Below are 15,519 nucleotides of genomic sequence, written 5' to 3'. Positions count from 1 at the left end.
GTGGCCGCGTTGGACGGCGGTCGTCAGCGCCCGCTGCACGCGGCGTTCCGCCTCGTCGAGCCGGTCGGTGACCATCAGGGTGCTGATCGCGGACCAGATGCCCGACCGTTCGGGGGTCAGGTCGTCGCCGACGAGCGCCGACCGCGCGAGTGCCACGGCCCGGTCGACCGGCCCACCTTCGAACACCGCCTCCACCGACAGGTGCGCGTCCACGACCGCGCGGGGGCTGTCGGGGCGGCGGGCGAACGCGTCGATCCGGTGGAGGAACTCCTTGCGGCCGGCCAGGTGGCCGCGGGTGATGCCGACGAGTTCGGCTCCCACCTCGATCTCCAGCGCCGGGTCCACGCCCGTGGGCAGGTCGTCGGCGGCGGTGGCCAGCAGGGTGATGGCGTCGCCCGCTTCGCCGCAGGCGTTGCGGAACCGAGCGAGGCTGTAGCCGCAGAGCGCCCGCTGCGCCGGGGTCTCCGCCAGGGAAAGCGCTTCCCCGAGGTGTGCCTCGGCGGCGTCGATGGCCAGGTCGTGGGCCTGGCAGTTGCCCAGCTGCCTGCTGATCTCCGAGCGGTCCGAGCGGGCGGGTGGTTCGGTGCGGGCACGGGCCAGGTACACGGCCGCGCCGCCCGGTGATCCACTGCGAGCCGCCTGGGTGGCCGCGGTCAGCAGGACGGCGACGCGCTCGGCGTCGGCCTCGGGGGCTGTGCGCAGCAGGTGCGAGGCGACGGTCGCGACCGGTTCGCCCGCGTGGGCCAGGACCTTCGCCGCGCGGCCGTGGGCGGCGTCGCGGTCCACCGGTGGGATCAGCGACAGCGTCACGTCGCGGACCACGGCGTGCACGAACGACGGTGGGTCCTCGCGTTCGAAGATCCCGTACCTGGTCAGCTTTTCCGCGGCGTCCGCGGTCACCGGCAGCGGGAGGTCGGCCTGGCCCGCGACCAGGGGCAGGGCCGCGCCGTCGCCCAGCACGGCCACCGCGCGGGCGACCCGTTGCACCTCCTCCGGTTGCCGCCGCAGCCGTGCGGCCACGTACCGGCGCACGGCGTCCGGGCCCGCGGCCTCCACCGACGCCGCGGCGGCCGCGTCGGGGCGGACGTCGTCGCCGACGAGGACCCGCAGGAGTTCCCGGACGAACAAGGGGTTTCCGGCCGTGGTGCGGTGGCAGGCGGCGCAGAACTCGTCGTCGGCCGTGTCCCCGAGGTCCCGTCGGACCAGTTCGGCGACGCCGTCGCGGCTCAGGCTCCGCAACGCCAGCACGGTGACGTCGTCGGCGGCCAGCACGTCGTCCAGCAGGCCCTCGTCGTCGTGCTCGGCGGACCTCGTGGCCAGCACCATCGTGACGGCGATCGAGTCGAGCCTGCGGGCGAAGAAACCCAGGAACCGCAACGAAGGCGCATCCACCCACTGCGCGTCGTCCACGAGCAGGAGCACGGGGCCGCGCTCGGCCAGGCTGACCAGCAGCCAGTACAGGCCGTTGAGCACCGCGTGCAGGGAGTCGGCCGTGGCTGCGGGCGTGCCGAAGAGGTGCCGGGCCGCGCCCGCCGCGCCGGCGAACAGCTCCTCGCGCGCCCGGCCGTCCCTGGGCAGCGCGGGTTCCACCAGTTGCGCGACGACGCCGAAGGTGAAGTCCTGCTCCAGCTCGGCGCCGCGTGCGGTCAGCACCACGACGCCCGCGTCGGAGGCCAGTTCTCGTGTGCGGCGGATCAGCGCGGTCTTCCCGAGGCCCGCGGCGGCGTCCAGGACGACGACGCCCCCGTGCCCGGCCCGCAACCTGGTGACAGCCCGTTCGAGCGCCCGGATCTCCCCGTGGCGCTCCACCAGACCCACCGTCACCCGACCCCGCCGTCCCGATCCTCGCCCGACCTCGGGAGCCACATCCTAGTCACCGCAAGGAAGTGAGCCGATCTTGCCGTCGGACCGTCTCACTTCGCGGGTCTTGCCCGCCGCCGGACCGCGAGCTACTTTGAACACATGTTCAGAACTAGCGTTCAACGCAGGACGCCGGTCCGCGAACGCGGGTACGACGTCGCGGTCGTCGGAGGTGGACTGGCGGGACTGGCGACGGCGCTGCGCCTCCAGGCGCGCGGGCTGTCGACCGTGGTGCTGGAGGCGCACGGGCACGCGGGCGGCTGCGCGGGCTACTACCGCAGGCGCGGCTTCAGCTTCGACGTCGGCGCGACCACCCTCGTCGACTTCGAGCCCGGCGGCGTCGGGGCCGAACTGCTCGACACCGTCGGCATGGCCCCGCTCGCCGGGGAGGCCCTGCCCGGTTACGTCGCCTGGCTGCCCGACCGCACGGTGGTGCTGCACCGCGACCAGCGGGCGTGGCACGCGGAACGGGCGCGCGCCTTCGGCGACACCGAGCGCCACCGCGCGTTCTGGGCCCTGCTCGACCGCCTCGCGGGCGTGTTCTGGGAGGCCAGCCGCGCGGGCGTCCGGTTGCCGATGCGTACTGCGGCCGACGTCTTACACAACGCCCGCGCCCTGCGGCCCAAGGACCTGCCGCTGGCCCGGCACGTCGGCGGGACGCTCGGCGGGGCGCTGCGCAAGCACGGGCTGCGCGACGACGACGGGCTGGTCGGCCTGCTGGCGATGCTCGTCGAGGACACCGTGCACAGCACCGTGGACCGGGCGCCGCTGGTCAACGCCGCGCTGGGCATCACGATCCGGGGCGCGGGGCTGACCAGGGCGACGGGCGGGATGCGCGGCTTCTGGCGGGCGCTCGTGGCGCACTACCGGTCGTTGGGCGGCGAGTTGCGCGCCGGGTGGCGGGTCGAGCGGATCACCGGCGGGCGGGACGACTTCACCGTCCACGGTGGACGCGGGATCGTGCGGGCGGACCAGGTGGTCAGCGCCGTGCCGACGTCCGTGACGGCGGGTCTCGCCGACGTGGCCGGGGTGCGGGAGGCGTTGCGGCCCTTCCTGGTCCGCGACGCCGGGGACCTCGGCGGGGCGGTCGTCGTGTGCCTGGGCGTCCCCTCGGACGAGGTCGACGGGCAAGCCCTGACGCACCACCAGATCCTGCGCTCCTACCGCCGTCCGCTGGGCGACGGGAACAACATGTTCGTGTCCGTGTCGACCCCCGGCGACACCGACAGCGCGCCCGCCGGGCACCGGGCGGTCATGCTGTCGACCCACACCGACCTGGCCGACTGGGAGGGGCTCGACGACGTCGAGCACGCCCGTCGCCGCGACGCGCTCGGCGACCTGCTCGTGTCCCAGGCCCGCGAGGTGTACCCGCGGCTGGCGGCACGGGCCGTGGTGCGGGAGGTCGGCACGCCCCGGACCTACGAGCGCTTCACCTCGCGGCCGCGCGGCGCGGTCGGCGGCGTGCGGCAGAGCACCGCCAACAGCAACCAGCACGCCGTCCCGCACGACCTGGGCGTGCCCGGCTTCTGGGTCGTCGGCGACACCACGTGGCCGGGGCTCGGCACCGTGGCCTGCGTCTTGGGCAGCCGGATCGTGGCCGACGGCGCCACCCGACTCGCGAAGGTGAGGACCGCGTGACCCCGTCCCTGAACGACCTCGGCACCGACCTGCTCGTGACGAACCGCCGCCGCCGGGTGCTGGCACTGGCCCGGCCACCGATCGGGGTCGCGGTCTTCGCCCTGACCGCGTGGTGGGCCGACTCGACGCCGTGGGTGTGGCTCCTGACCCCGGTGGTGGTGTTCGGCGTCTTCGTCGCGGTCGTGACGGTCACCCACGACGTCGTGCACCGCTCGATCGGCCTCGGTCCGAAGGCGACCGAGTGGGCGCTGTTCCTGTGCGGGCTGGTGCTGCTGGAGAGCGGCCACGCCTACCGCGCGACCCACGTCCAGCACCACCGGCTGTTCCCGCACGACGACGACCCGGAGGGCTACCCCGCGCACCTGTCGTTCGTCGGCGCGGTGCTGTACGGGCCGGTGTTCCTGGTCGGCCTGTGGCGGTGGGCCTACCGCCGCGGCGCCCAGCGCGGGTGGCTCGTCGTCGAGGCGTGCGCGCCGGTCCTGGCGCTGGCGGGCGGCGTGGCGCTGTGGTCGACGACGCCCGCGCTGCTGGTCTACGCGGTGATGGCGGTCGTGGGCAGCTGGGTGTACCCGCTGCTGACCGTGTACCTGCCGCACCACGACTTCGGCGACACCCCGCTCACCCAGACCCGCACCCTGCGCGGCCGGATCGTCCCGGCGGTGTTCCTGGAGCTGACCTACCACTTGGAGCACCACCTGTACCCCGCCGTCCCCAGCCACCACCTGGCCGAGCTGGGCCGCAGGCTCGACCCGTTCCTCGCGAGCCAGGGAGTGCGCCCGCGGAAGGTCCCCTAGGATCAGCGGCGATGACCCGCAAAGCCGAGGCCCGCGACCGCATCCTGCGCGCCACCGTCGAGACCCTGGCGACACAGGGCTTCCCCGCCTCCACCGCGCGCGCCATCGCGACGACGGGCGGCTTCGCGCCGGGCGTCATCTACTACCACTTCGAGGACCTGGACGACCTGTTCGTCGCCGCCATGCGGCACACGAGCGACAACCGCATGGCCCGCTACGTGGAGCGGACCGCCGAGTTGGCGGGCGCGACGGAGTCCCTGCGCACCCTGCGCGAGCTGTACGAGGAGGACGTCGCCACCGGCCACATCGCGGCGGTGCAGGAGCTGGTCGCGGGCGGCGCGGGCTCGCCCCGCCTGGCGGAGGGCGTGCGCGCCGAGGTGACCAGGTGGGAGGACTTCGCCGAATCCCTGCTGAGCCGCTTCCTCGACGACACCCCGTTCGGCGTCCTCATCCCGAAGCGCGAGGTCGCCAAGGCGGCCATGGCCTTCTACCTCGGCCTGGAGATGCTCGCCCACCTCGACGGCGACCGCTCACGGGGAGCCGCGATCTTCGACTCGGCCCAGGGCATGGCGGCCATGATCGACACCTTCCTCCCGCCCGCGGCGCGCGACTAGCCCAGGGCCCGGTCCACCGCCGCGCGGATCGGGGTGAGGTCGATGTCGGTGGTGAGGGTGGTCAGGTCGGCGGTCACCGGCAGGGGCTTCTCCACGCCGAGCAGGGCGCGGAACAGGCGGGGGTGGACCGTGAGGCCGAGGAGTTCGGTCGCGGTCTCGCCCGCGGACTCGGGGGTGAGGGCTCGGTTTTCCACGAGGAACGTCGTGAGGCGGTCGTGGGACGTGGCGAAGATGGCGTCGTAGTAGCCCGCCGACGCTTCGGGGAGGCGTTCCGCCTCGGCGATGCCCATGCGGCAGGTGCGCAGGGCCGGTTCGCGGAGCAGCAGTTGGAGGAAGCGGGCGCAGTAGAGGGTGACGTCGCCGTCGTAGTCGGCAGGCGTCTTGAGCTTGTCCAGGTACATCTCGCGGGCCAGGGTCACGACGGCGGCGAACAGCTTGTCCTTGCTCTCGAAGTGGGCGTAGAGCGACCTCTTCGACGTTTCCGCGCGGGCGGCCACCACGTCCATCGACGCGCGGTCGAAGCCCGACTCCAGGAAGACGTCCTTCGCCACCACCAGGATGTGCTCGCGCAGCGCGTCACCGCGTCGTGCCATGGAGCCCTTGCCTTCCCCGAAGTAAACGGTACAGTGGAGTTTACTTCCACCCGCACCGAGGAGCTTCCCTTGATCGTCCTCACCGCGCCCACGGGCGCCATCGGCCGCCAAGTGCTCGACAACGTCCTGAACAGCGACGAGTCTATCCGCGTGATCGTCCGCGACCCCTCCCGGCTGCCCGCGGCCGCCCGTGACCGGGTCGAGGTCGTCCAGGGGTCGCACGGTGACGCGGACGTCGTCGCCAAGGCATTCGCGGGCGCTGACGCCGTCTTCTGGCTCGTGCCGCCGAACCCGCGCGCCGAGAACCCGGAGGCCGCCTACTCCGGCTTCAGCCGCCCGGCCTGCGAGGCCTTCACCGAGCAGGGGGTGCGGCGGGTCGTCGGCGTCTCCGCGTTGGGACGCGGTGTGACGACGGACGCCGGACTTGTCACGGCGACGCTGGACCTGGACGACCTGATCGCGTCCACCGGCGTGCACTACCGGGCGTTGACCATGCCGTCGTTCATGGACAACCTGCTCCGCCAGACCGAGGCGCTGAAGACCGACGGCGTCTTCTCCCTCCCGTTCGCCCCCGACCACGCGGCCCCGATGTGCGCCACCCGCGACATCGCCGCCGTCGCCGCCGACCTGCTGCTCGACCCCACGTGGACCGGCGTCGACAGCGTGCCGGTCCTCGGTCCGGAGGACCTGTCCCCCACCGACCTCGCGCGGATCATGTCCGACGTGCTGGGCAAGCCGATCCGGTACCGGCGGGGCTCGATCGAGGACTTCGAGGCCCGGCTGCTCGCCGCCGGGGCGACCGAGGCGATGGCGCGGGGCACGGTCGCCATGTACCGGGCCAAGGCCGAGGGCCTGGACAACGCCGAGCCGCGCACCCCGCGCTCCAGCACCCCCACCACGTTCCGCCGGTGGTGCGAGGACGTGCTCAAGCCCGCCGTCCTCGCCTGACCCCGCCCTTGCTCGGCGGGCCCGCCGACCGCCAAGGTGGTGGCATGACAACGGGTGCGGCGCCGTGAGCCTGCGTGGCCGGTTCGACCGCGAGGTGGCCGCCGCGGTCACCGGGCCCGCGCCCGTCGCCGGTCCACCGGTGACCGAGTCGGACTTGGCGGGGTTACCGGAGACCGCGCGGCGGTACCTGCGGTTCATGGGCGTGGTCGGCAGGCCGGTCGACCGGTCGTGCCGCGCCCACCTGGTCGGCCGCTTCCGCCGGGGCCCGAAGTGGACGCGCTGCGAGGCGTGGCAGTGGATCTCCGCCACGCCGGTCACCCGGATCTTCCACCTGCGCCTGGCGTTCGCGCCCGCGATGCCGATGTACGCCACCGACGCCTACGTGGACGGTCGGGGCCGGATGCGCGGCACGGTCGCGGGCGTGACCGTCGCCGACGGGCAGGGGCACGAGTTCGACGTCGGCGAGCTGGTGACGTTCCTGAAGGACGCCGTGGTGTTCGCGCCGTCGATGCTGCTGCGGCTGCCGGTGACCTGGACGCCGGTCGACAACCGCTCGTTCGGCCTCGTGCTGGTCGACCGCGGCATCACCGTGCGCGGCCGGGTCCGGCTCACCGCCGACGGCGCGCCCCGCGACTTCACCACCGAGGACCGCTACGCGGACCTGCCCGACGGCCTGACGCGCACCCGGTGGTCCACCCCGGTGATGGGCTGGACCACCGGGCCGCGACCGAAGCCGTTGACGGGCAGCGCCGTCTGGCACCTGCCGTCCGGGCCGCTCACCTACGCGGAGTTCGACTTCGCCGCGTCGACCGTCGAGCACAACCCGACCGCCTAGGCCCTCAGCGGGGCGCCGACCGCGTGCAGGTGGCGCAGCACGTGGCCGTAGGACGCGAGCCACCCGCACTGCGCGTAGTCGATCCCGTGGCCCGCGCAGAACTCGCGCACGATGACCTGCGCGCGGCGCAGGCTGGGCCTGGGCATGCTGGGGAACAGGTGGTGCTCGATCTGGTAGTTCAGCCCGCCGAGCGCGAAGTCGACCACGGGACCGCCGCGGACGTTGCGCGAGGTGAGGACCTGCTTGCGCAGGAAGTCCAGCGTGTGGCCCGCGGCCAGCGTCGGCATCCCCTTGTGGTTGGGGGCGAACGAGCAGCCCATGTACAGGCCCCACAACGCCTGGTGCACCACCACGAACACGACCCCGGTCCCCGGCGACAGCACGACGAACACGGCGGTCAGGTACGCGGCGAGCTGGCCGAGCAGCAGCGCGGCCTCCAGCGCCCGCGCCTTGACCTCGCGCTTGCGCACCGCCTCGACGCTGGACAGGTGCAGGTCGAAGCCCTCCAGCAGCAGCATCGGGAAGAACAGGAACGCCTGGTGCTTGGCCATCCAGCGGAGGAAACCGCGCTTCGCGCCGCCCTGGCCCACGGTGAACGCCAGCACGCTGATCTGGACGTCCGGGTCGTCGTCCTCGTGGTTCGGGTTGGCGTGGTGGCGGGTGTGCTTGCCGATCCACCAGCCGTAGCTCACGCCGATCAGGCCCGCGTGCGCGTAGCCGACGACGTCGTTGGCGCGCTTGCCGCGCAGGATCTGCTTGTGCCCGGCGTCGTGGCCGATGAACGCGATCTGGGTGAACAGGAACGCGAGGCCGGCGGCGGTGAACAGCTGCCACCAGCTGTCGCCGATGAACGCGAACGCGACCCAGCACCCGGCGAACGCCAGCAGGGTGAGGACGATCTTGGCGACGTAGTAGCCGACGCGGCGGTCGAGCAGGCCCGCGTCGGTGATGGCTCGGGACAGGGCGGCGAAGTCACTGCCGCGCCTGGTCGGGGTTTCGAAGGTAGACACCGGGACTCCACAGTCGCGCTTGACAGCGCGCCGGGGTCACGGGCGGCATGGCGTCGCGGTCTGTCCGCGACGTTCCTCCAGAGTGCCACCGGTCCCCCAGGTCGGCAACTCGGGGCCGTACGAAGTGCCTTGTGCGGTCCGTGCACGCCCGTCTACTCTCCGTACGCCACTTCCCCGCCCGCCCGCGGACTCCACGGCCCGGTGAGGAGATCCCCCGTTGAGCACGACCGTCCAGTCCCCGGTGTCGGCGCTGCCCAGCCCCTCGGACGCACTGAGCGTCACCACCCACCGCGCCGGGTCCGTCGTGGTCGTCTCGGCGCACGGTGACGTGGACGCGGCGACCGCGCTCCCCCTGCGCGACCACCTCCGTGAGCTGGTCCGCTCCCACGGCCCGGACCTGGTGCTGGACCTCACCGCGGTGACCTTCTTCGGCGGCGCGGGGCTGACGGTGCTGACCGACGTCCGCGCCGCCGCGAACCGCGCGGGGATCGGCTTCCGCGTGCTGGCGTCCACGCGGGCGGTGCTGGTCCCGCTGCGGGTGACCGGGATGGACACCGTGCTCGACGTGCTCCCGATCCCCCCGCGTCGCTAGCCCGCCACGCGCTCGGGAGGTGCGGTCCACCCCCGACTCGGGAGATCATGGCACCACACCCGAACGCGGCGCGGAGGTGGCGAGGATGGACGGCGACCGCCTCCTGGAGACGTTCGTCGAGCTGGCGGACACGCTGATCGACGACTTCGACGTGATCGACTTCCTGCACCTGCTGGTGGACCGCTGCGTCGAACTGCTCGGCCTCGACGCCGCGGGCCTGCTGCTGGCCGACCGGCACGGCACGCTCCAGCTCGTCGCCAACTCCAACGAGCGGGTCCGCCTGCTTGAGCTGGTCCAGCTGCGCGACGCCGACGGGCCGTGCCTGGAGGCCTTCGCGACCGGCGAGGTGGTCGGCCACCCCGACCTGGCCTCCGCGCACGACCGGTGGCCGCGCTTCGCCACCGCCGCGACGGAGGGCGGGTTCGCCGCCGTGGACGCCGTGCCGATGCGCCTGCGCGGCGAGGTGATCGGCGCGCTCGGCCTGTTCCGCGCCACGCCCGGCGCCCTCACCGGCACCGCGCTGCGAACCGCGCGGGCGCTCGTGGACGTGGCCACCATCGGCCTCCTCCAGGAGCGGTCGATCCGCCACCACGAGGTCCTCGCCGAGCAGTTGCAGACCGCGCTGACCAACCGCGTGGTGATCGAGCAGGCGAAGGGCTTCATCGCCCACCGCCTCGGCGTCGACATGGACGGCGCGTTCGCCGCCCTCCGCGGTTACGCCCGCAGGCGCAACACCAAGCTCAGCGAGGTCGCGGGCTCCGTCATCGCGGGCGGTCTGCACCCCGGCGACCTGCTCGCCCGCTGACCGGTCACGCCCGCGTCGCCATCACGTCCACCAGCGCCCGGATGGTCGGCGAGCGGAACAGGTCGCGGAGCTGGGGCGTCGGCAGGCCGCGGGAGCGCAGGGACGCGCTGATCCGGACGGCCAGCAGGGAGTTGCCGCCGAGGTGGTAGAAGTCGTCGTCCAGACCGACCTCGACGCCGAACGCGGTGCTCCACGCCTCGCGCAGGGCCGCGGCCAACCCGTCGTCGACCGTGGGGTCCGAAGTGGACACCGCCGCCGTCGTGGTCAGCACCGGCTCGGGCAGGCGGGACGCGTCGAGCTTGCCGTTGGTCGTCAACGGCAGGGCCGCGAGCGGCGTCACGGTCGCGGGGACCATGTGGTCGGGCAGGAAACCCGTGGCGCGCTTGCGGATGTCCGCCGGGTCCAGGTCGGCCGGGACGACGTAGGCGTCCAGCCGGGCCTGCGGCGTGCCCTGGTCGCGGACCACGACGGCCGCCGAGCGGACGTCCGGCGACTCCAGCAGGACCGCGCGGATCTCGTCCAGCTCGATGCGGAAGCCGCGGATCTTCACCTGGCTGTCGATGCGGCCCAGGTGGTGCAGGGCGCCGTCGGGCAAGAGCCTGCCGCGGTCGCCGCTGCGGTAGACCACGCCGTCGGCGTGCGGGTCCGGCAGGAACCGCTGGGCCGTCAGGTCGGCGCGGTTGAGGTAGCCGTCCGCCACGCCCGCGCCGCCGACGTACACCTCCCCCGCCACGCCGGGCGGGACCAGACGTCCCGAGGGGTCCATCACGTACAGGTGCCAGCCGGGCAGCGCCGGGCCGACCGAGCGGGACGCGGCCAGCGCCATGCCGCGGTCGAAGGTCTGCGCGGTGACGTGCACGGTGGTCTCGGTGATGCCGAACATGTTCACCACCCGGCAGTCGACGTGGTGGTCGTACCAGCGCAGCAGGACCCGCGCGTCCAGCGGCTCGCCGCCGAACACGACCAGCCGCACGCCCACGGCGGCGTGGTCGACCTCCAGCAGCTGGGTGAACGCCGACGGGGTCTGACTGAGCACCGTGACGCCTTCGGCGACCAGCAGGTCGCGGAACCGCTCAGGGTCGCGGGAGTCGGTGTAGGGCACGACGACCAGCCGCCCACCGGTGAGCAGGCAGCCCCAGATCTCCCACACCGAGAAGTCGAACGCGCTGGAGTGGAACAGCGTCCACACGTCCTCCGACCCCAGCCCGTACTCCTCGCGGGTGGCGTCCACCAGCGCGATCACGTTGCGGTGCGGCACGACCACACCCTTCGGGCGGCCGGTCGAGCCGGAGGTGTAGATCACGTACGCCGCCGCGTCCGCCGAGCCGGGCTCGACCAGCGGGTCGCCCGCCAGGTCTCCGGGCGCGACGACCGGGCCGGACGGGAACTCCGCCAGCGACGTCACCACGAGGACCGCTCCCGCGTCCTCCGCCGTGTACGCCAGGCGTTCGACCGGGTACGCGGGATCTGTTGGCACATAACAAGCCCCGGCCTTGAGCACGCCGAGCAGCACGACCACGAGTTCCGCCGTGCGCTCCAGGCACACGACGACCTTGTCCCCCACCGCGACACCGCGGGCCCGCAGCCCGCCCGCCACCGCGTCGGACCGCTCGTCCAGCTCCCGGTAGGTCAGCCGCGTCGTGCCGTCGCACAGCGCGATCCCGTCCGGGTGCGCCGCCACGACCGCGCGGAACGCGTCCGGCACGGACGTCGGCGTGGTCTTCAGCGCGACCGGCGACCGTCCCAAGGAGACGATCGACTCGACCACGTCCGCGGACAGCACGTCACCGGAGTCCTGGCAGGCCACCAAGTGCCCGGCGAACTGCTCCACGATCGCGGGCGAGAAGTGGCTCCGCAGGTAGTCGAAGCGCAGCGAGGAGGGGCCCGACGAGACGGTCAACGGGAACACCGGTTCCTGGCACGGCACGTACTCGGCTCCGGGGACCTCCGGACCGGTGGACTCCAGCAGGCCGACCGCGTCCGACCCGCCGTACCACGCCAGCACGCGGTCGAACGCCTCCCGCCACGAGTCCCCGCCCGCGACCGGGACCACGTGGACGCCCACGCCGGACCCGCCGCCCAGACCCCACTCCGGCGGCGAGGCGGCGGGCACGGCCACCGCGCCCGCCGCCTCCCACCGCACGGTGGCCGCGGGGTCGAGCAGAGCGGCGGCCAGCTCGCGCACCGGGAGGTCCCGCCGCGCGACGACCACCAGTTCGGCCGCGTCCGCCGAGCGCAGCAGCACGCACCGCACATCGGCGGCCGGTCGGGCCAGTTCCGCCGCCCGCCGCCGCGCCAGCACGGCCGCGGGCACGTCCTCCACCCACAGCCGCGCGCCCGTCAGGCCGCGCAGCCGCTCCGCAAGGCCGTCCGCGTCGACCGGGCCGGTCAACCGGACGCCCACCGCGTGCACCGTCATCGTCTTCCCCCTCGTTCACGGGTTCAGCGCGCGCTGAACCCGCCGTCGACCGTGAGCACCGAGCCCGTGACCTGCCGGGACTCGTCGGACAGCAGGTACACCACGGCGGCGGCGATGTCCTCGGGCTCGATGAGCGCGTTCATCGGCTGCGCCTGCACGAACGTCTCCTCGTGCTCGCCGACCGGCACGTCCAGCGCGCGGGCGATCTCGGCGAGCATCCGCCCCTCCATCGCCGCGTCGTCGCGCACCGAGCCGGGGCACACGGCGTTGACCCGGACCTTCATCGGCGCGAAGTCCAGCGCCGCGGCCTAGGAGAGGCCGATGACGCCGTGCTTCGCGGCCACGTAGCCCGCGAAGTGCCGGTACCCCACCAGTCCCGCGGTGGAGGCGATGTTCACGACGCTGCCGGACCGGTCGGCGCACATCCGCTTGCCCACCGCCCGGATCAGCCGCCACGCCCCGGACAGGTCGACGTCGACCATCAACGTCCACTCGTCCTCGTCGATCTCGTGCACCGGTTTGCCGGACGGCGCGGCGACGCCCGCGTTGTTGACCACGCCGTCGATCCGGCCGAACCGGTCGTACGCCAAGTCCACGGCCTCCGCCACGGCGTGCTGGTCGCGGACGTCGGCCGACCTGGTCAGCACGCCCGCGCCCGCCTCCCGGCAGAGCGCGGCCGTGTGCTCCAGCTGGCCCGCCGTGCCCAGCGGGTAGGGCACGCCGGGGAGGTCGGCGCACACGTCGAGCAGCGCGAGGTCCGCGCCCTCGGCCGCGCACGCCAGCGCGGTCGCGCGGCCGAGACCGCGCGCCGCCCCCGTCACCAGCACCGTCTTGCCGGTCAGTCGCATGAGGTCATCCCCCGTGCACCGCCCGGTCGACCAGCGCGAGCAGCTCGCGGCCGGAGTCGGCGAGGTACATGTGCCCGCCGGGCAGCTCCACCAGCTCGAACCCCGCGCTGGTCGCCGTCGCCCACGCCTCGGCTTGCGCCGCGCTGACCAGCTCGTCGTCCGCCCCGCGCAGGGCCGTGACGGGAACGGGCAGCGGGTCGGGCGAGGAGGGCACGTAGCTCTCGTGCATCTCCACGTCCGCGCGCAGCGTCGGCAGGATCAGCTCCCGCATCTCCGGGTCGTCCAGCGCCTCGTCGCTGAAGCCCGCGAACTGCCGGACCCGGTCCACGAACTCGTCGTCGGTCAGCCCGGTCGCCCGGCCCGGCCGCGGGGTGCGCGGCTCGGTGGACCCGCTGGCGAACAGCCGCAGCACCTCCACGCCGGGCACGGCCACCAGCCGGTGCGCCAGCTCGTAGGCCAGCACCGCGCCCAGGCTGTGGCCGAACAGCACCACCCGCTTGGTGTCGCCGAGCTGCTCGAGCAGGTCCGGCAGGACGCCGTCCACCGCGGCGGTCACGTCGCGGTAGGGCTCCTCGTCGATCCGGCGCTCCCGGCCGGGGAGCTGCACCGGCAGCACCCGCAGGGAGTCGCCCGCGAAGGCCGACCACGGGTGGTAGAACGACGCTCCCGCCCCGGCGAAGGGCAGGAACACCACCGCGGTCGGCTCGGCGATCCCGGTCACCGCGGCAGCCGCTGGTCGTAGGCCACCCGCAGCGACCGCAGGCCGCGGCTGGTGGAGTTGTCCTCGATCCAGTCGAGGTTCGCCGGGTCGTCGACCAGCCGCAGGCCGGGCAACCGGCGCAGCAGCTCGGGGAACACCACGGAACCCTCCACTCGGGACAGCGGAGCGCCGGGGCAGAAGTGCGCGCCGTGGCCGAACCCGAAGTGCCGGTTCGGCGAGCGGGTGATGTCCAGGTTGTCGGGGTCCTCGAACGCCTCGGGGTCGCGGTTCGCGGAGCTGAACAGCAGGTGGACGAAGCTCTCCTTGGCGATGTCCACGCCCTCGATGTCCATGTCCTCGGCGGCGACGCGGAGGGTGCCGCGGAACACCGGCGACTCGTAGCGCAGGAACTCCTCCACGGCGCCACCGGCGAGCGACGGGTCGTCGCGCAGCAGGGCGAGCTGGTCGGGGTGCCGCAGCAGCGCCTGCGTGCCGTTGCCGATGAGGTTCGCCGTGGTCTTGTGCCCGGCGATGATCAGCAGCACCAGGGTGGAGACCAGCTCCTCCTCGGTGAACACGTCGTCGTCGGCCGCCCGGATCAGCGAGCTGACCAGGTCCTCGCCCAGGTCGAGCCTGCGGACGGCGAGCAGGTCGACCAGGTACTGCTCGATCTTGTCGCTGGCCACCCGCAGCAGCCGGTTGCGCTCCTCGTCGGGGTAGGGCGCCTCGCTGAGCATCGCCACGTCCTGCTGGACCTGCGAGCGGTCGTCGTCCGGCACGCCCAGCAGCTCGCAGATCACCCGCATCGGCAGCCGGTAGGCGAGCTTCATCAGGTCGGTCTCGCCGGACTCCGGCAGCTCGTCGATCAGCTCGGCGGTGATCTCCTGGATGCGCGGCCGCAGCTGCTCCATCCGGCGGGCGGTGAACGCCCGGCTGACCAGCTTGCGCAGCCGGGTGTGGTTCGGCGGGTCGGCGGTGAGCATGTTCTTGATCAGCACCGGCGACGCGTCGTGCAGCTGCTCCCGGAACCACGCCGGGGCGTTGTCGACCCGCTTGGACAGCCGGGGGTCGCTGAACGACTTGAGCGTGTTGGCGTAGTCGGCCACGACGTAGGCCTCGGCGCCCGGAGGGTGGTTGATCTTGTGCACGGGGCAGCCCGCGCGCAGCGCCGCGTTCCAGCTGTGCGGGTTCTGGCCGGGCTCGTTGAAGAACTCGGGCGGGAGGACTTCCTCCTGCTGCGTCTCCGGCGCGGAAACCTGCGCCTCGCCTTCCAGTGCGGTCATTACGCGGACTCCTCCAGCTCGGCGGGACGACGCATGTGGCGGATGGTCGGGGTGAGGGTGAGCAGCGCGGTGGGGGCGGCGACGGCGAGGATGAACAGGAACACCGCCACGGGCCCGGCGTAGTCGAAGATCGTGCCGATCAGGAAGATGCCCAGCGGCTGCACGATGATCGACAGGAAGAACACCGCGCCCAGCACGCGGCCCTGGAGCTTGTCCGGGGCCAGCACGGTCACGTAGGACAGGAACAGCGAGCCGACGATCGGGCCGCGCAGGAACACGAAGCCGATGATCACGCCCATGACCATGAGCGGCGGGGACAGCGACAGCAGGACCGCGGCGACCGGCCCGACCCACGCGCCGTAGAGCATGATCGTGCGCGGCTTGAACGTCTTGAGCACCTTCGACGCGATCAGCGACCCGATCAGGCCGCCGCCGCCCGCGAACGCCACGGCCGCGCCGGTCGTGGCCGAGCTCATCTCCTCGCTGTGGGCGGTGGCGGTGAGCGCGATGAACAGGCCGGTGTGGTTGAAGACCATGTTCGAGCCCATGACCCACGTGAGCATCACGAGCAGGATCGGGT

At 73.2% G+C, this 15,519-nt stretch carries 13 protein-coding genes and 2 pseudogenes; 7 read left to right on the top strand and 8 right to left on the bottom strand.

All coding sequences use genetic code 11. From position 1 onward, the window contains the following. Nucleotides 1-1,809, bottom strand: a 1,809-nt coding sequence (locus tag ACFWW9_RS42155) for an ATP-binding protein (RefSeq protein WP_390388598.1), incomplete at its 3' end; no start/stop codon positions are given. 153 nt (nt 1,810-1,962) lie between these two features. Here ACFWW9_RS42155 and ACFWW9_RS42150 point away from each other — a divergent pair. From ACFWW9_RS42150 to ACFWW9_RS42140, 3 genes are read left to right on the top strand one after another with little or no spacing between them, the layout of a single operon-like run. Beyond that, nucleotides 1,963-3,498 (top strand): phytoene desaturase family protein, encoded by a 1,536-nt coding sequence (locus tag ACFWW9_RS42150; protein WP_390388596.1) that lies wholly within the window; start codon nt 1,963-1,965, stop codon nt 3,496-3,498. Further along, nucleotides 3,495-4,292, top strand: a complete 798-nt coding sequence (locus tag ACFWW9_RS42145) for a fatty acid desaturase (RefSeq protein ID WP_390388594.1) — start codon at nt 3,495-3,497, stop codon at nt 4,290-4,292. The genes ACFWW9_RS42150 and ACFWW9_RS42145 overlap by 4 nt, the downstream gene beginning before the upstream one ends. Before the next feature lie 11 nt (nt 4,293-4,303). Next, nucleotides 4,304-4,906: a TetR/AcrR family transcriptional regulator gene (locus ACFWW9_RS42140; RefSeq protein WP_390388592.1), complete on the top strand. Its 603-nt coding sequence runs from the start codon at nt 4,304-4,306 to the stop codon at nt 4,904-4,906. Here the strand turns inward: ACFWW9_RS42140 and ACFWW9_RS42135 are convergent. Further along, nucleotides 4,903-5,499: a TetR/AcrR family transcriptional regulator gene (locus ACFWW9_RS42135; RefSeq protein WP_390388590.1), complete on the bottom strand. Its 597-nt coding sequence runs from the start codon at nt 5,497-5,499 to the stop codon at nt 4,903-4,905. The genes ACFWW9_RS42140 and ACFWW9_RS42135 overlap by 4 nt on opposite strands. A 69-nt stretch (nt 5,500-5,568) precedes the next feature. On the opposite strand from ACFWW9_RS42135, the gene ACFWW9_RS42130 reads away from it, so the two are divergent. Beyond that, nucleotides 5,569-6,447 carry an NAD(P)H-binding protein gene (locus ACFWW9_RS42130; protein ID WP_390388589.1) on the top strand — a complete coding sequence of 293 codons (879 nt, stop codon included), beginning with the start codon at nt 5,569-5,571 and terminating at the stop codon, nt 6,445-6,447. Nucleotides 6,448-6,511: 64 nt separating this feature from the next. Beyond that, nucleotides 6,512-7,282 (top strand): DUF6544 family protein, encoded by a 771-nt coding sequence (locus ACFWW9_RS42125; protein ID WP_390388587.1) that lies wholly within the window; start codon nt 6,512-6,514, stop codon nt 7,280-7,282. Here the strand turns inward: ACFWW9_RS42125 and ACFWW9_RS42120 are convergent. Then, on the bottom strand, nt 7,279-8,292 hold the full coding sequence (locus ACFWW9_RS42120; protein WP_390388585.1) for a fatty acid desaturase family protein: 1,014 nt from the start codon (nt 8,290-8,292) through the stop codon (nt 7,279-7,281). The genes ACFWW9_RS42125 and ACFWW9_RS42120 overlap by 4 nt on opposite strands. A 217-nt stretch (nt 8,293-8,509) precedes the next feature. Between ACFWW9_RS42120 and ACFWW9_RS42115 the strand changes: the two genes are divergently transcribed. Further along, a complete protein-coding gene (locus tag ACFWW9_RS42115) occupies nt 8,510-8,884 on the top strand; it encodes an STAS domain-containing protein (protein ID WP_390388583.1) in 375 nt (124 codons plus the stop codon). Between the two features lie 85 nt (nt 8,885-8,969). Then, a complete protein-coding gene (locus tag ACFWW9_RS42110; protein ID WP_390388581.1) occupies nt 8,970-9,689 on the top strand; it encodes an ANTAR domain-containing protein in 720 nt (239 codons plus the stop codon). A 4-nt stretch (nt 9,690-9,693) separates the two neighbouring features. Here ACFWW9_RS42110 and ACFWW9_RS42105 read toward each other — a convergent pair whose 3' ends face one another. From ACFWW9_RS42105 to ACFWW9_RS42085, 5 genes and pseudogenes are all read right to left on the bottom strand, one after another. After that, nucleotides 9,694-12,108, bottom strand: coding sequence for a non-ribosomal peptide synthetase (locus ACFWW9_RS42105; protein WP_390388579.1), 2,415 nt, complete (start codon nt 12,106-12,108; stop codon nt 9,694-9,696). A 23-nt stretch (nt 12,109-12,131) separates the two neighbouring features. After that, nucleotides 12,132-12,956: pseudogene (locus ACFWW9_RS42100) on the bottom strand (SDR family oxidoreductase). A gap of 4 nt (nt 12,957-12,960) precedes the next feature. Further along, on the bottom strand, nt 12,961-13,677 hold the full coding sequence (locus ACFWW9_RS42095) for a thioesterase II family protein (RefSeq protein ID WP_390388578.1): 717 nt from the start codon (nt 13,675-13,677) through the stop codon (nt 12,961-12,963). Continuing rightward, nucleotides 13,674-14,939, bottom strand: a complete 1,266-nt coding sequence (locus ACFWW9_RS42090; RefSeq protein WP_390388576.1) for a cytochrome P450 — start codon at nt 14,937-14,939, stop codon at nt 13,674-13,676. The genes ACFWW9_RS42095 and ACFWW9_RS42090 overlap by 4 nt, the downstream gene beginning before the upstream one ends. Then, nucleotides 14,939-15,519 (bottom strand): annotated as a pseudogene (locus ACFWW9_RS42085) (MFS transporter); the annotation flags it as partial. The gene ACFWW9_RS42090 and the pseudogene ACFWW9_RS42085, both read right to left, overlap by 1 nt.

The organism is Umezawaea sp. NPDC059074, from assembly GCF_042738955.1.
In the GTDB taxonomy this organism is placed as follows: domain Bacteria; phylum Actinomycetota; class Actinomycetes; order Mycobacteriales; family Pseudonocardiaceae; genus Umezawaea.
This window is presented reverse-complemented; position numbering and strand designations above follow the sequence as displayed.

What these genes read in the sequence shown, in the direction of transcription:
- ACFWW9_RS42110 (WP_390388581.1), top strand. Translation starts at nt 8,970, where the DNA reads ATGGACGGCGACCGCCTCCTGGAGACGTTCGTCGAGCTGGCGGACACG.
- ACFWW9_RS42140 (WP_390388592.1), top strand. Translation starts at nt 4,304, where the DNA reads ATGACCCGCAAAGCCGAGGCCCGCGACCGCATCCTGCGCGCCACCGTC.
- ACFWW9_RS42150 (WP_390388596.1), top strand. Translation starts at nt 1,963, where the DNA reads ATGTTCAGAACTAGCGTTCAACGCAGGACGCCGGTCCGCGAACGCGGG.
- ACFWW9_RS42090 (WP_390388576.1), bottom strand. Translation starts at nt 14,939, where the DNA reads ATGACCGCACTGGAAGGCGAGGCGCAGGTTTCCGCGCCGGAGACGCAG.
- ACFWW9_RS42105 (WP_390388579.1), bottom strand. Translation starts at nt 12,108, where the DNA reads ATGACGGTGCACGCGGTGGGCGTCCGGTTGACCGGCCCGGTCGACGCG.
- ACFWW9_RS42135 (WP_390388590.1), bottom strand. Translation starts at nt 5,499, where the DNA reads ATGGCACGACGCGGTGACGCGCTGCGCGAGCACATCCTGGTGGTGGCG.